General features: G+C 69.4%; 11 protein-coding genes. 2 read left to right on the top strand and 9 right to left on the bottom strand.

Annotated features, from left to right (window positions below):
* Position 1: 1 nt before the first annotated feature.
* From J3P44_RS02445 to J3P44_RS02435, 3 genes are read right to left on the bottom strand one after another with little or no spacing between them, the layout of a single operon-like run.
* Positions 2 to 1,198: an HAD-IIIA family hydrolase gene (locus J3P44_RS02445; RefSeq protein ID WP_255888638.1), complete on the bottom strand. Its 1,197-nt coding sequence runs from the start codon at positions 1,196 to 1,198 to the stop codon at positions 2 to 4.
* 54 nt (positions 1,199 to 1,252) lie between these two features.
* The gene (locus J3P44_RS02440) at positions 1,253 to 2,083 is read right to left on the bottom strand and encodes a sugar phosphate nucleotidyltransferase (RefSeq protein ID WP_255888637.1); all 831 of its coding nucleotides are present in this window, start codon (positions 2,081 to 2,083) and stop codon (positions 1,253 to 1,255) included.
* 17 nt (positions 2,084 to 2,100) lie between these two features.
* Positions 2,101 to 3,324 carry a class I SAM-dependent methyltransferase gene (locus tag J3P44_RS02435; RefSeq protein WP_255888636.1) on the bottom strand — a complete coding sequence of 408 codons (1,224 nt, stop codon included), beginning with the start codon at positions 3,322 to 3,324 and terminating at the stop codon, positions 2,101 to 2,103.
* Between the two features lie 197 nt (positions 3,325 to 3,521).
* On the opposite strand from J3P44_RS02435, the gene J3P44_RS02430 reads away from it, so the two are divergent.
* Positions 3,522 to 4,085 (top strand): dTDP-4-dehydrorhamnose 3,5-epimerase family protein, encoded by a 564-nt coding sequence (locus J3P44_RS02430; protein WP_255888635.1) that lies wholly within the window; start codon positions 3,522 to 3,524, stop codon positions 4,083 to 4,085.
* Positions 4,082 to 4,732, top strand: coding sequence for a phosphatase PAP2 family protein (locus J3P44_RS02425; protein ID WP_255888634.1), 651 nt, complete (start codon positions 4,082 to 4,084; stop codon positions 4,730 to 4,732). Before J3P44_RS02430 ends, J3P44_RS02425 begins: the two co-directional genes overlap by 4 nt.
* Here J3P44_RS02425 and J3P44_RS02420 read toward each other — a convergent pair.
* The 6 genes from J3P44_RS02420 to J3P44_RS02395 are packed head-to-tail and all read right to left on the bottom strand — an operon-like array spanning position 4,718 to position 14,572.
* Positions 4,718 to 5,983: an MATE family efflux transporter gene (locus J3P44_RS02420; protein WP_255888633.1), complete on the bottom strand. Its 1,266-nt coding sequence runs from the start codon at positions 5,981 to 5,983 to the stop codon at positions 4,718 to 4,720. The genes J3P44_RS02425 and J3P44_RS02420 overlap by 15 nt on opposite strands.
* On the bottom strand, positions 5,974 to 7,233 hold the full coding sequence (locus tag J3P44_RS25365) for an O-antigen ligase family protein (protein WP_255888632.1): 1,260 nt from the start codon (positions 7,231 to 7,233) through the stop codon (positions 5,974 to 5,976). Before J3P44_RS25365 ends, J3P44_RS02420 begins: the two co-directional genes overlap by 10 nt.
* Positions 7,230 to 8,837 (bottom strand): YveK family protein, encoded by a 1,608-nt coding sequence (locus tag J3P44_RS02410; RefSeq protein ID WP_255888631.1) that lies wholly within the window; start codon positions 8,835 to 8,837, stop codon positions 7,230 to 7,232. Before J3P44_RS02410 ends, J3P44_RS25365 begins: the two co-directional genes overlap by 4 nt.
* Positions 8,834 to 10,372, bottom strand: a complete 1,539-nt coding sequence (locus tag J3P44_RS02405) for a Wzz/FepE/Etk N-terminal domain-containing protein (RefSeq protein ID WP_255888630.1) — start codon at positions 10,370 to 10,372, stop codon at positions 8,834 to 8,836. The genes J3P44_RS02410 and J3P44_RS02405 overlap by 4 nt, the downstream gene beginning before the upstream one ends.
* A complete protein-coding gene (locus J3P44_RS02400; protein ID WP_255888629.1) occupies positions 10,365 to 12,395 on the bottom strand; it encodes an alginate lyase family protein in 2,031 nt (676 codons plus the stop codon). The genes J3P44_RS02405 and J3P44_RS02400 overlap by 8 nt, the downstream gene beginning before the upstream one ends.
* Positions 12,392 to 14,572: a bi-domain-containing oxidoreductase gene (locus J3P44_RS02395; RefSeq protein ID WP_255888628.1), complete on the bottom strand. Its 2,181-nt coding sequence runs from the start codon at positions 14,570 to 14,572 to the stop codon at positions 12,392 to 12,394. Before J3P44_RS02395 ends, J3P44_RS02400 begins: the two co-directional genes overlap by 4 nt.
* Positions 14,573 to 14,653: the final 81 nt, after the last annotated feature.

The following is a 14,653-nucleotide window of genomic DNA, read 5'->3' as shown; positions in this document are numbered from 1 at the left end:
CTCAGAACGTCTGCCCGGCGATGGCCCGCGACGACATCCGCGACTGGCGTACGTACTGGGCCAGGAGGTGCATGCAGGCCGAGTGCGCATCCTCCACGACCCCGTAGTTCTGTGCGTCGACGTGGATCGAGACCGTCGCCAGGTCGCGTGCGGGTAGCCCTTCGAAACCGGACATCGAGATGCTCTGCATCCCGTTCGCCCTCGCCCACTCCAGGGCACGGACCACGTTCGGCGAGCGGCCGGACGACGAGACCACGATCAGCACGTCACCCGGCCTGGCCTGGGACTGGAGCTGGTACTCGAAGACGGACTCGTAGCCGATGTCGTTGGCGATCGCGCTGAGCAGCTCCGCGTTGGCGCTGAGGCTGATGACCCGGGTGTGCAGCTCGGTGCCGTTGCGCACTCCCTTGCTGTGGTCGCACTGCAGGTGGTTGGCGATGGAGGCGGAGCCTCCGTTGCCGCAGGCGAAGACCAGGCAGTCCCGGTCGTAGGCCTCGTTGAGGAGGATGGCGGCCTTCTCGATCTGCACCAGGTCCACACTGCCGAGGCCCTTCGCCAGCTCGGAGGTGTAGTCCCGGGCGAACGCGTCCGCCGTCTCGTACCGCGCGGCCGGGAACCGCGGCTCGAGGAACCCCTTCAGATGAATAGGACTGCTCGCCGGTTCGTCGGTGCGCAGGATGCGTCGCACGGCGGACGCGAGGTCCGGGACCGACTCGACATCCGGGTCACCCGTGGCGGTACCGATGAAGAGGGCACGTGCTCCAACGGCGCGCGCCAGCCCGATGTCGGAGGGCGCGTCACCCACGACCCAAGACGCCCCGAGGTCGAGGTCGAGCGCCTCCGCTGCGGCGAGCGCCATGCCCGGTGCGGGCTTGCGGTCTGCGCTCACCCGGGCGAAACCCTCGACGACCCCCTCAGGGTGGTAGGGGCAGAAGAGCCACATGTCCACGTGCGCCCCGTGCTTCGCGAGCTCGGCGTCGATGTGGTCGTGCACCCGGCGTACGTCCTCGAGGCCGAAGTAGCCTCTGGCGACACCCGCCTGGTTGGTGACCACCGCCACCGGCATGCCGGCGGCGTTGAGGGCAGCCACCGCCTGGACAGCCCCTTCGAGGAACGTGACGCGATCCACCGAGCCGACGTAACCGCTGTCGACGATCAGGGTGCCGTCCCGGTCGAGCAGCACACCAGGGCGGCCCATCACACGTCCTTGCTCATCGTCATCGCTCCTCGCCGATACATGGATGTCGCCCTGTCACGCCAGGGAGGGTTCGTCCACGGCGTAGACCGGCCGGCCCTGCTCCACCGGCCTGACCCGCCAGAGCGCCCAGGGGCTGATGCCGTGCTTGTACAGGTCCTCGAGCGCCGTGCGTTCTTTGAGGGTGTCCATGGGCGCCCAGAACCCCGGATAGCGCACGGCCCGGACCTTTCCGTCCCTGGCTGCCTTGACGCAGCCGTCCATCACGAGGTCGTCGCCTTCGTCTAGGTAGTCGAAGATCCCTTGGCGCAGGACGAAGTAGCCGCCGTTGATGCACATCGACATGTCGGCGACCGGAACCAGGCCGGTGACCCTGCCGTCGTCGTCGATGTCCACGACGTGGAACGAGTCCTGTGGCTTCACGGCCAGGAATTGGCTCACTGCCTCCGTCTCCGCGAACGCGTCAACCAGCTCGTTCATCGGCGCGTCCGTGAGGACGTCGCCGTAGTTGGCCAGGAACATCTCGTCGCCCTCCAAGTAGGGCCGGATCCGGCGAAGGCGCTCACCGATGGCCGTGTCAATGCCGGTGTCGATGAACGTGATGGTCCAGTCGCTGATGTCGGTGTCGAGCATCTCGACGTGCTTGCCGCCCTTCGTGATGACGAAGTCGTTGGACGCGGTCTCCTGGTAGTCCAGGAAGTACTGCTTGACCGCCTCAGCGCCGTAGCCCAGGCAGAGGATGAACTCCGTGTGGCCGAAGTACGCGTAGTAGCGCATCACGTGCCAGAGCACGGGTCGGCTGCCAATGGGCATCATGGGCTTGGGCAGGGTCTGGTTGTCTGCTCGCATCCTCATGCCCAAACCGCCGCAGAACAGCACCACCTTCATGTCAGGACCTCCATGTCCTAGAAGACTTCGAGCCTGGGCAGGGCCACGACGAGCTGCCCGCCCCAGGCGCGGACGTAGTCCAGCTGTTCGGCGATCTCGCGCCGCAGGTTCCAGGGCATCACCAGGACGTAGTCCGGCTTCGCCTGCTCCAGTGCCTCGACGGGGTGGATCGGGATGTGGGTCCCGGGTAGGAACTTCCCGTGCTTGTAGGGGTTGCGGTCCACGCTGAACTCGAGGAGGTCACTGCGAATCCCGCAGTGGTTCAACAGAGTGTTCCCCTTGCCGGGTGCGCCGTAGGCCGCGACTCGCTTGCCCTCGCGCGAGCAGCTGACCAGGAACTCGACGAGGTCGTTGCGCACCTCGGCCACCGCATTTGCGAAGCCCGCGTGCCCTTCGAGGCTGTGCAACCCGGCCCGCTCCTCGGCGCCTAGCACCTCGGCCACTGAGTGGCTCGGGTCGTCGGCGTGCTCGGTCGGCACCGACCACGTCCGCAGCGACCCGCCGTGGGTCGGGAGCTCCTCAACGTCGACCACCGAGAGGCCCGCCGCCGCCAGCACGCGCTGGGTGGTGAGCAGCGAGACGTAGGAGAAGTGCTCGTGATAGATCGTGTCGTACTCACGGCCTTGGATCAGCCGGAGCAGATGGGGGATCTCGATGCTCACCTGCCCCGAGTCGGCGACAAGCGCCCGCAGTCCCTTGCTGAAGTCGACGATGTCCGGCACGTGAGCGAACACGTTGTTGGCTATCACCAGATCAGCCGGGCCGTGCTCGGCAGCGAGCTTGGCCCCCGTCTCCTCACCGAGGAAGAGCACCTCGGTGGGGACTCCCCGTTCCTCCGCCGCCTCGGCGACGTTCGCCGCCGGCTCGATGCCCAGGCACCGTATCCCCCGGGCCACCGCGTGCTGGAGGAGGTAGCCGTCGTTGCTGGCGACCTCCACGACGAACGACTCCGACCCCAGCCCGAGCCGGTCGATCGCCTGCTCTACGAACGTCTCGGCGTGCCGCACCCACGAGTCCGAGAACGAGGAGAAGTAGGCGTAGTGCCCGAAGATGTCCTCCGCCGGGATGTACGCCGGCAACTGGACAAGCAGGCACTCCGTGCAGATTCGCACGTGAAGCGGGTAGAAGATCTCGCCCTGGTCCAGCTGGGCCACATCGAGATAGCTCTCGCACGGCGGGGACATCCCCAGGTCGACGAAAGTCTGCGACAGCGGTGCACCGCAGAGCCGACACCTCCTCATGGTTCTCGCCCTCCCACCAGGCCACACGCACGCGACGCCTTGGGAAGAGCCTCGTCGGCCGTGCCTCTCGGGACGCTCGGGACACGGCGCATATACCACAATTCGGGGAGCAGCCCGGAGTACGCGGCGGACAGGCCGATCGGCGTCCCAACCTGTTGGAACAGACGGGACAAGGCAACCGAGAGGCAAGGGCAGCCATGGACTTCTCGACGACCCCTATTCCGGGCCTCCTCGAGTTCACCACGACGCCGTACCGCGACGACCGCGGGTTCTTCAGCCGCACGTTCGAGGCGGACACCGCCCGCGCTGCTGGCCTGGAGCCGGAGGCGTTCGTGGAGGACAGCCTTTCCCGCTCTCTGGGCGGAGTGGTTCGTGGCATCCACGTGCGCACTGGTCGGGGTGAGGGCAAGCTGGTCCGCTGCTCCCACGGTCGCGTGTTCGACGTCGTGGTCGACCTCAGGCCAACGTCTCCCACCTATCTCACGTGGCTGTCGTTCATCCTCGACGGGGACGTCCAGAACTCGATCTACGTGCCGCCCGGCTGTGGGCACGCCTTCCAAGCCCTGACCCCACTCGCCGACACGTCCTACCGGATCGACCGACGGCACGACCCGTCGGAGAACCTGACCATCTGCCACGACGACCCCGACTTGGCAATCCCGTGGCCACTGCCCGTCACGGTGCAGTCGGCCGGCGACCGCGACGCAAGAACCCTGGCAGAGCTCCCGCAGGACCTTGGCCGCATCCTGGCCGCGCCGTGATCCGTTCCGGGGAGAGCCGGCGAGCCGTCGCGAGCGCGTGCGCAGCAGGGGTTGGGTTCGTCGTCCTGACCATGCTGGTGGCCACAGGAGCGTCCGAGACGGTCGATGTCGCTACGCGTGAGGCCTTCCGACCTGACGACGTCTGGGGCACTGCGCAGGCCGTGACGAGGCCCGTCATCGACGGTCTCGAACCACGCCGCGCGTTCGCCCTGCTCGCTCTCATCGCCGTCGCGACCGGGTTCGCCCGCCACTCGTGGCATCCGGTGGCGACGGCCGCGCTGGCCATCGGGACGACCAGTGCGGCGACCCTGGTCACCAAGCACGCCGTCGGCCGGCCCGATCCGCATCTCGACCTCTACAGCGGAGGTAGCTATCCATCGGGCCACATTGTCGCCGACCTCGTGAGCGCGGGCTGCATCCTGCTGCTGTTCGTCACGCGGACCCGGTGGTGGATGTGGTTGCTGCTGGTGCTGCCCCTCGGAGCGACCATGGCCCTGGCGATGTTGTTCACCGCCGCCCACTGGCTGACCGACGTGATCGGCGGAGGACTCCTGTCCGTGGTGGTGCTGGCCCTGCTGAGCACGTCACCAGCTCGGCCCGGCTCGCCACCGGACGGGCGTACGGAGGCGCGTCTAGCGAACGGGTGACACCTCGCGCGGCAACGCCAGGTGGTCAGAGATCCCTGCCCGCACCTGGTGGTGCCAGAGCACCGCACCGAGGATGCTCGCGACGAGCACCCCCCAGCTCGACCCCATCGCTCCACTGTGAGCAGCGCCCAGGGCACCGCCCAGCACGTACAACGCCGCATTGCCGACCTGGGCGAGAAGACTGCGGCGCGAGGCGCCGAGTGCACGTACGACCGACGTGCACGCGTTGTGGTAGCAGCCGATCGCCACCACGCCTGTGAGAGGGATCAGGAGCGCCGCGGCAGGCTTCCACAGCTCGTCGAGCAGGGCCTCGCCCGCGCCAAGGGGTAGCACCAAATAGAGAACGCTGCCCCACAGGACGGCCGCGCCGGCGGGCAGCACGGCTAGCCAGAAACAGAACCGCCGCAGACGATCGGGCGCTCGCGCCAGCACTGCGGCCGCCTCCGGCACGGCCACCTGGCTGATACCGCTCATGAGGACGAAGAAGGGACCGAGCATGATCTCGGCCGCCCGCAACTCCCCGACGGCCGCGAGCCCGGCGATGGCGCCCACGGCGAACATGCGGATCTGCCGGGCACCGCCGACGGCGACGTTCTCCACGAGGTATCGACCGCCCAGGTCGCCGTGCTCGGCTAGCCATCCTCGCGCAGCTCTCGGAGCCGGCCACACCCCGCTCTGCCGAAGGCCGACAGCCGCCGCGACGGCGGCCGACCCTCCGAAGGCGAGCAGGCAGGTCACCACGGTGGCGGTCCCCGTCATGAGCAGGAGTCCGACGGAGGCGACCTGGAGCACCGCCCACAGGAGGTCGTTGACGAAGGCCTTGGCGCCCTGCCCCTGGGAGAAGAAGGCGAAGCGGTAGCTGTCCTGGAGGAGGATCGCAGGCAGGCCGACACCAAGGGCGATGAATCCGCCACCCAGCGATCCCGGGAGCAGGACACCGATGACGACGCAGACCGCTCCCGTGACGACGCCGGTGAGGAGGGCGGTGCCCGAGGCAGCCGCCACCGCACGGCTCCACGCCGGCCCTGCCAGACCGCTGAAGCGTACGAGCAAGGGGTCCGTCGAGGACCCGCGCGAGGCGCTGAGGACGAAGCTGAACGTGACGAAGGCGAGGGAGAACGCCCCGAAGCCCTCGACGTCCAGGGCTTTGATGACCATGATCCCCAGCAGCAGGTTGCCCATGCTCGACACGCCCTGATCGGCGATTCCCCAGCTGACTCGGCGGAACAGGTGCATCGACCTCAGGTCCATCCTGCTGCCTCCTGCCGCCATCGCGGCCCGCCCACCCCGCCGGACGCACCAGCGGCGAGGAGCGCTGCGGCCACGGTCAGGTCCAGCAGGTACGGCGTCGCGCTCACCAGCCCGGTCTCGGTGAAGGACGCGGTCAGGCAGTACACCACCAGGAACACGCCCACGGCACGGTGAGGGCCGCGCTCACGTGTGGCGGCCACCAGGAGCAGAACGACGAGGACACACGCATGGACGACGAGTCCGAACCACCCCTGGTCGAGGTAGGTCGCGACCCAGTTGCTGTCGATCGGCATGCCGTTGAAGGACTGGTTGGACACGCCGGACCCGAACATCTCCTCGACCCGCGGCCGTGGGGCTCGCAGGGCGGCGGTCCACACCTTGGTGCGTCCGGTCAGCTGGCTGGCCTCCTCCGGTGTCTGTCCCCGCATGGCCCAGTCGGCGAGCTGGGGTGAGAACACCGTGGCCACGACCACGACGACCACAGCACCCAACGCCGACGTACGTCGGACACGCACGTGGCCCAGGAACAGGCTGGCTCCGGCCACGCACGCACCCACCACGAGCGCCAGGAGAGCCGTCCGAGTGTGGGTGAGCACCAGCACTGTCCCCGCCGTCACCACCGCGATCACAACCTGTCGATTGCTGACCATGCGGCACGCCCACAGCAGGGCGTAGGCACCGAGAAGGACGGCCGCGTAGTGGGCGACCTGGGTCGGCCAGATGGGCCACAGCACTCCCGAGAGGCGCCCTTGGAAGGCGAAGGCGACTCCGGGAGCCACCGCCGCCCCGGCCAGCACGACCCCCAGGAGGACCCACAGCACCCGCAGGTGGCAACGCAGCAACAGCATGTCGCGTCGCCCGAACCACGGGGTCAGCAACCAGAGGACCAGCAGGAACAACAGGTAGCGGCAGGCACGGTAGGTGGACCCGAGCAGGAACTCGCTGTGCAGGCTGACCATCAGCGACACCACGGCGAGCATGGAGAGCAGCACCAGGAAGAGGTTGACCTGCACCAACCCGCGCGCGTTCACCACCAACGCGAGGCCGAGAGCCCCGAGCAACGCACCCTGGGTCACCATCTGCCCCCATCCCGCTGGGATCGGCAGCACGGTCGGTCCCGCGAAGGTCAGCACGTTGAGGAACAGGGCGGCCCACACGAGCGTCACCTGGCGGAGCTCGCGGCGCCGGCCCGCGAGCCGCTCCACCGCTCGGTGGTCGACAGCCACCATAGAGCGGGGGGGTGGTGTCACCGGTCCAGTCCCTTCAACCGGCTCTCGCTCTCGCCGACGTCAGGGCTGCCGAAGCTCTCGTCCGTCGCGTCGGCTCCCACCAGCAGAGCCGAGTGGATGGTGACGCCGTCAGCGCGGATCTGGGCGGCGGTCGTCCGCAGCCGCTCGGCGCTGGACCGACCCGCTGCCACCAGCACCACGGCCGTGTCCGCCCAGCTCTCCAGCTCACCGACGCCGGTCGTCACATCGGCCTCCACCAGGCTGAGGAGGACGTCAGCACTGTCCCGGAAGACCTGGAGGGGGCTTCCCTCGGGTACCTGCGTGGTCTCCGCACCCCAGCCCTCCGAGGAGTCCACCTCTGGGGTGTGCAGGACGAACCGCAGGCGGCGTGGGCCCGCCTGCACGGCCACCCGTTCGAGGTTGCCCTGCTCTGCACCCGCCACGGCACCATGCCTCGCGTGCCCTGTGACCAGACCCTTCAGCCGGCCAGAGCTGCTGAGGTCGACGACCAGCACCTTCCGGTCGCGCCTGGCGAGCTCGAGCGCCGCCGTGGTGACGATCTCGCCGGCGACCCGCCTGTCGTCGACCGACACCAGGGCGACACGGGAGCAGCCGTGTGCCGCTGATTCGACCGCCTCCAGCAGTGCCTCTGTGAGACCGGCCACCGATGTCCGAGGTGGCCACAGCCGCGTTCGCCGGAACCGCCTCCGGAACCGTGTCCGTACGCTCGCCACCACGGGGACGCCCAGTGCGGCTGCGACGTCCGCTCGCCGGCGCACCTTGTCGGACGTGAGGGCCACGAAGAGCACCAGGCCGATGCCGAGTCCGGTGCCCCCCACCAATCCGGACGCGGTGCCGAGCGCCAACCTGCGGACCGTCGATGTGGGCACTTCACTCGCCAGATCGAGGACATGGCTCGCGTCCAGCGTCGCTCTCGTCTCCAGCGACGTGGTCTCGATCATCTGCTGCATCGAGGCGATCTCGGAGATGAGCTGCGAACGCTGGGTCAGCAGGTCGGCGGCCTCGCTCTGACCCGCTGGGCCGCTGGTCACCAGCTGGTCGTACTGCTCCGTGAGCTCGGCGACCTGGTCGTCGAGAGACGCAATCCGCTCACGGTAGTTGTCGGCCAGAGCGGCGGTCTGGGACTCCAGCTGGGACCCTCTGAACGCGAGATAGGTGTCGGCGAGAGCGGCTGCCCTTGTCACGCCAGGGACCTGGTCGTCGCCCTCGACGGTCACCACCAGGATGCTCGAGCTCGTAACGTCGGCCGTAACCGTCTGGAGGAACTCGTACGGCGTCATCTCGAGGTCGAGCCGCTCGATCACGGCTCCGGCGACCGCGCGGGTCGTCAGCAGGCTCACGTCGTTCTCCATGGCGAGGGCTGAGTCGCTGTCCGGGTCGTGCGCCAGCAACAGTGAGACCGTCCCGGTGCTCGGCGTGGGCAGCAGAGCCGCGGCCGTGGCTCCCAGGACGCCACCCGCGAGCACGAAGGCGATGCACAGCCATCGGCTGCGACGAAGGGCGGCGCGCAGGAAGTGGAGGGTCACCAGCGCGGGCTGAGGAGCCGTGTAGTTCCCCTGGAAGCGGCTGCCGTCCTCCTCCTCACGCCACAGGGGGTCGATCATTGCTGCCTCCCGGCCTGGCCGAGTCGATAGCTGGGCAGCCCGGTAAGGCGGGTCGGCAGCGGCCGTTGCTCGTCCCGGTCACGCCGGCTCAGGTGACCTGTCGTCCGATCCAGGTCCTCGGGGTCGACGACGATGAGCCCGTCCAGCTGGATGCCGGCGGAGTCGGCGGCGAGCGCCAGGCGGGCCAGCTCGTCGGCCGTCGCGGCGCCGGAGGACACGGCCACGACCGTCGACGACACACGGGGCAGGTCAGTCAGAGCCGGGTGTTCCCGGTCCACGACCGCCATCACGATGGTCAGGGCGGTGGCGTCCTCCGCCAGCTTGCCGACCTGCACGGTCAGGTGCGGGGGCGGGTCTGCGTGGGCGACGAAGCTTGAGCAGGCCGCCCACAGCGGGGCTGCGGACTCGTGTCCTTCCGCAGCGAGGAGCCGGGTGTCGAGGCCAGCGGAGGCGGCGTACGCGGCGAGCTGCGGACCGTAAGAAAGGCCGCGCGGATCCCCGGAGAGGGTGATCACGGCGACCGACCGGTCTGACGCCTCACCGGTGCCGGGTCCCGCCTGGCCGAGCCGGCGCAGCGTCTGCCGCATCGCCACCGCCTCGACGGGGCCCGGCACGTAGGTCTCGATCAGGGACGCCCATCCGGCGACCGTGCGCGGCACCCGGCTGTGCGCCGATCCGACGACCAAGGTCCCGAGAGCATCGGCGATGTCGTCGCGGTAACGCACCCGCCGGTCCTTCTTGGCGAGGAGCAGCAGGACCAGGATGCAGAGGACCAGTGCCGCCACCATTGCGATCATCGCAGCCAGCGTGAACGTGATGACGGGGGATGGCCTCTCTCCCGGTGAGGCGTTCTGGAGGATCGTGGCGTCCAGCAACGGAGCCGCCCTCGCCACCTCGCCCTTGACCTGGTCGATCTGGAGGACCAGCTTCGCCTCCTCCGCCGTGAGCCGGGCCAGTGCCGCGGCATCGGCTTTGGCCGAGGCACTGCCCGGTGTCCCTGCCCGGAGGCGCTCGTGGGTGTTCAGGATCTCTCCCTCCACCGTCTCCAGGCTCCGTTCGAGCGCAGCCCTGCGCTCCGTGAGCGCCGCGACCTCGGCATCGCTGAGGGTGTTCGCTGCGTGCTGGACGTAGGCGACCTCGGCCTCGGCGACGGTGTGGGCGAGGTCCTCCGCCTCCTCAGCGGTGTCGGCCATCGCCCGGAAGCTCAGGATGTCCCCGGTCATCGCCTCGACCTCGACCCGCTTGCGGAGAGTCTTGAGCGGCACAGGGGGCGTGAGGTTGCGACCCGCCTCGCCCAGGACGGCATCACTCTCGGCGATGGTCACGTCGGTCCTGACATCCCGGCTCACAGCCTCGCCGCTCTGCCCCTGCAAGGAGGGCAGCAGGACCTGGCTTGTGCTGCCGTACATCGGCGGGTTGGCGAGGGCGAAGGCCACCCCCGCCGCGACTCCTGCCACGGCGGCCGCGGCCAGCACCCGGCGTCGTCGCCGCAGGATCGAGAGCGTCGAGCGGAGGTCCAGCGGCTGCTCAGCCATGCGACCCACCCCGCCCGGACTCCGCGAACACCAGCGTCGTGCGCAGCTCGACCGTCGTCGCGATCACGCCCCGCCCCAGAAGGGTGGTGGTCGGCACCTTGTGGCCGAACCTCGGTGAGTACCAGCCCAGGACCGGGTCGGTCCCACCTCGATGAGCTGTCCAGGCGAGCTCCGGAGGGAGCCGCAGGACCGCTTCGACGTCAGATGCTCGCCCCCGCCAGCGGAGCCGAGCAAGGGCGGCGCTGGCATCGGACGACAGCGTCGCCTCGACTTCTGGTCCGAGGTGGAACACCAGCCGGACGTCGTGACGCCCCTCGCTGCTCAGCACGTCGTTGACGGTGAGCGTGCGGGCACGGCGGTCCAGCCACACGCCGCGCACGTGCCGTACGCACGGATCGAGGTCGGCGTAGCCGTGGTGCTGGGCCGTCCAGGACTGGACGGCCAGGTCGCCCACTGACGAGTCGATCACACGGGACGGCGCGTGGCTGGTCCACATGAACGGCCCGGTCTCCACCGACTGCGAAGTGCCGTCGATCTCCACCGTGTTGTGCGCGAGTGTCGAGCGGAAGTAGCTCCGCCACTCCGGCTCCCCGTGGTAGCAGTAGGTCCCCGGGTCGACCAGGATCTCCACCCCGTCGTGACGGACCTCGATCGACAGCGCATCGGCATGGGCGTGCGCGGCGATCGACAAGAAGCCGTGTGGTCCTCCGTCGCAGCGGCACCAGATCTCCGGCCCGTCCTCGACGGGCGTGCGCAGCAGGTAGATGCCTGCGTCGGCGAACGCTCGCGGCGCTTCTGGGGGTCGCGGCCCGGCTCGGGGGCGCGCCGGAGCGATGCCGCCCAGGACGGTTCCGAGGACGCTGGGCTGGACGTCCGGCCACCACAAGGACCTTCCGACGAGCGCCTCCCCCGCGCTGAGGAGCACGCTCCAGTCATCCGCGTCGGGGGCGTCCACCACGAGAGCGCGCCCCTCGTCCCCGTCTCCCTGGCGCGGCGGGCGACCGCGTACGTCGAGCATGGCCGCGGCGGCATCGAGCGAGCGGGCCAAGAGGTTCCACGTGGCGTCATCCAGAGAGTGGCCGGCTCCGTGGGACTCCACGAGAGCGACCATCCCCAGCTCGGTGACGAACCGGTGGTAGTCACTGGCCAGCTCCCGGTTCACCCCGCTCGGGAACGTGTTGGCCGCCCAGTCGCGCTCGAGCCGGCTCGTGGCCAGGGTGCGCCAGCGCTCGCTCTGCGAGAACCACGGGAACGCGCAGGAGCCGGCGAGCAGGCCGCAGGCTTCCGCAACGGCATGGTTGTTGGCGGATGACCCTCTGCTGGGGAACGCGGCGAGGAAACGCTGGTGCCACCAGATCTGCCTGAGTGCGTCGTCATTCGTCTCGAAGAGGTCCCCCACCTTCGGCCAGTCGTCCAGGAGCCGACGGATCCAGACCCAGCTCGTGAGACGGACCCCCAGCTCGATGCCGCTGGTCCAATGCACGCCGCTGAGGAAGGGGTTCGCGCCCCACCACGAGCGCAGCTGCGCGTCGACCGCCCGGGCGTACCTCTCCTCGCCCGTCAGCCAGAAGGCGCAGGCCAGCACGGTCAGATGATGGTGGCGGGAGAGCTCCCAGACAGACTTCACGTTGCCCGTGACGTCCTCGTCGCGGTGGTCGATGCGGAACGCGAGTCGGTCGTGAGGCGACCGGCGACCCGTGACGGGATCCCAGAACCAGTCCGGGTCAGCGCTGTCGGATCGCGGCGTTCCCAGCACCATCCACTCGCCACTGAGAACGCGCTCGGCGGCGGCGACCACCGCCTCACGCGCTGACGCGGGCACTCGCGCCCGCACCTCCTCCGGGATCGTGGTGGCGAACTGCCTCAGGCCATGCGTGCCCTGCGGGACCGACGCTGCCTCACCGGCAACGACCTGCATCCGGGACCAGGCCTGTCGCAGCGCCGCGTCTCGAGCGCGTCCCGCGACCTCGGCCGGCGACATGCTCCGCAGCCGCTGGGCGTACCAGGTGATCGGGCGATTCACAGGATCACCGACCGCCCTGAGGACAGGCTCGACTGGGCGCCGATGGTCGCGCGGGTCGTGGCCACGAGCGAGTCCAACCCGATGGGCATCGGCTGCCCGTCGCGCACGGCCGCGAGGAAGGCGCGCAACATGTCCCGCTGCCCCTTGTCCTGCCCGTAGAGCGCGCGCTTCACGTGCCTTCCCGAAGGGGTCCACACCGTGACCCGCCCGAAGTTGTCGAGCCTGGCGCTGCGAGCACCGCCGGAGACGTCGAGCGTCTCCTTCGGGTAGCGCGGATGACCGCTGGTGACATAGCTGACGGTCCCCACCGAACCGTTCTCGAAGCGCAGAGTCACGTGCACGTCGTCCGGCGTCTGGATCGACTGCACCTCGACGGGTGTGCCGACCAGGGCGCTGAGCGTGTCGACGAAGTGTCCGCCCTCCCCCAGGAAACGGGACCCTTCCAAGTCCTCGTCGAGGTACCAGCTGGCGGCGTCGAGCCGGCCTGCGTTGACCAGGTAACGCGCACTGACGGGTGCTTCCGAGCGGCCCAGGCGTCCCCGGAGCTCGACGAACAGGGGGGCGAAGCGTCGGTTGAAACCCACCATCAGCCGGTCGTTGCCGGTGCGTGCCACGGTCTCCACCACCCGATCGAGCTGCTCGTTGCCGAGCGCGAGCGGCTTCTCGACGAAGACCGCCTTGCCGCTCTCCAGGACGCGGCAGACGAGCTCGGCGTGGGAGTGGTGGCGGGTCACGACGAACACAGCGTCGATGTCAGGATCCTCGAGGACGTCATCCACCGCGGTGGACGCTCCCCCGAACCCGAACTTCCTCTGAGCGTTGACCGCCGACAGCGATCGTGTGGTCGCGACGCGCGCGAGCGTCACGTCCTCCTCGCGGGCGAGGTGAGGAAGCAGCATGGAGGTCGCGTAGTTGCCCGCGCCGATGAAGCCGACGCGCACCCCGTCCCTGGGCAGCGGCCGGGAAGCGCCTGACGGACCGGACGTCGAAGCCGGCTCGCCGCGACGGGCCTCCGCAGCGCGATGGGTGGGTCGCTGAGGGACCGCACCCTGCGGATACTCAAGCAGGAAGCCGACTCCCTGCAGGTTCCCGGTGCGCAGCTGCTCGTAGACCGCGGCCGCCTCGACGATGGGATGGACCCCTGACACCAGCGAGGAGACCTCGATGGAGTCGTTGGCGATCAGGTCGAGGAAGCACTGGAGATTGCGGCGCTCGGTCCATCGGACGTAACCGGCGGGGTAGTCGATGCCCTCCAGCTCGTAGCGGTCGTCGTACCGACCGGGTCCGTACGACCTCGAGAAGCGGACGTCGAGCTCCTTCTCGTAGTAGTCGTTCCAGGGCAGGTCCAGCCGGGTCTTCCCGATGTCGACGATGCGGGCACGGTCGCGCGCCAGCCGGGCGGCCAGCTCCACCGGCTCGTTGGTCGGGCCCCCGGCAGCAAGGAAGACGTGGTCCGCCCCGAGGCCCTGATTCGCCGTCAGCACCTGCTCGACGGCGGCCACCCCGGCGGCGTCGGGCGTGGCGCACAGGAGGGCGCCAGCCTTCTCGGCCATGCGGCACCGGGCTTCCACAGTGTCGAGGCCCACCACGCGGACCCCCGCCGCCACGAGCAGCCGGACCACCAGCTGTCCGACGAGGCCGAGTCCGATGACGCACGCGGACTCCCCGAGCTGCACCTCCCCCCGGCGTACGCCCTGCAGGGCGATGGCGCCCACCGTCGCGAAGGCTGCATGCTCCGGGGAGATGCCGTCCGGCACGGGCACGCACAGGTTGACCGGCACCCAGTTGAGCTCGGCGTGGAGGGCGAACTCGTTGCCGGCGGCCGCCACGAGGTCCCCCACCGCGAAGTCCGTCACTCCGGACCCCACCTCCACCACGACTCCGCAGAGTGAGTAGCCGAGGGGGGTGTAGCTGTCGAGACGATTCATGGCCTTCTGGTACGTCGCAGCCGGGCCCTGCTGAGCCAGGGAGTCGACGACCTTGCGAACCTGGTCCGGGCGAGCGCGGGCCATGCCCAGGAGCGATTTCCGTGCCTCGCTCACCTTCATCAGCTCCGTGCCGGTCGAGATGAGCGAGAAGAGCGTCCTCACCAGGACCCCGCCCGGCTTGCAGGCCGGCGGCGGGACGTCGAGCACCGTCAGCTCCCCGGAGCGGTAGTTCTGCGCAACCTGCTTCATCGTCGTGCCCCCACTTCGTTCCCCCACTTCGTTCCCCACTCGGTTCCCACTCGGTGCCCGTTTGCCGGGCACGATCTCGGC

The organism is Nocardioides astragali (assembly GCF_024436375.1).
In the GTDB taxonomy this organism is placed as follows: Bacteria; Actinomycetota; Actinomycetes; order Propionibacteriales; family Nocardioidaceae; genus Nocardioides; species Nocardioides astragali.
This window is presented reverse-complemented; position numbering and strand designations above follow the sequence as displayed.

Coding starts and splice junctions, on each gene's coding strand:
- J3P44_RS02440 (WP_255888637.1), bottom strand. CDS start 2,083: ATGAAGGTGGTGCTGTTCTGCGGCGGTTTGGGCATGAGGATGCGAGCA.
- J3P44_RS02445 (WP_255888638.1), bottom strand. CDS start 1,198: ATGGGCCGCCCTGGTGTGCTGCTCGACCGGGACGGCACCCTGATCGTC.
- J3P44_RS02420 (WP_255888633.1), bottom strand. CDS start 5,983: ATGGACCTGAGGTCGATGCACCTGTTCCGCCGAGTCAGCTGGGGAATC.
- J3P44_RS02435 (WP_255888636.1), bottom strand. CDS start 3,324: ATGAGGAGGTGTCGGCTCTGCGGTGCACCGCTGTCGCAGACTTTCGTC.
- J3P44_RS02395 (WP_255888628.1), bottom strand. CDS start 14,572: ATGAAGCAGGTTGCGCAGAACTACCGCTCCGGGGAGCTGACGGTGCTC.
- J3P44_RS02430 (WP_255888635.1), top strand. CDS start 3,522: ATGGACTTCTCGACGACCCCTATTCCGGGCCTCCTCGAGTTCACCACG.
- J3P44_RS02405 (WP_255888630.1), bottom strand. CDS start 10,372: ATGGCTGAGCAGCCGCTGGACCTCCGCTCGACGCTCTCGATCCTGCGG.
- J3P44_RS02410 (WP_255888631.1), bottom strand. CDS start 8,837: ATGATCGACCCCCTGTGGCGTGAGGAGGAGGACGGCAGCCGCTTCCAG.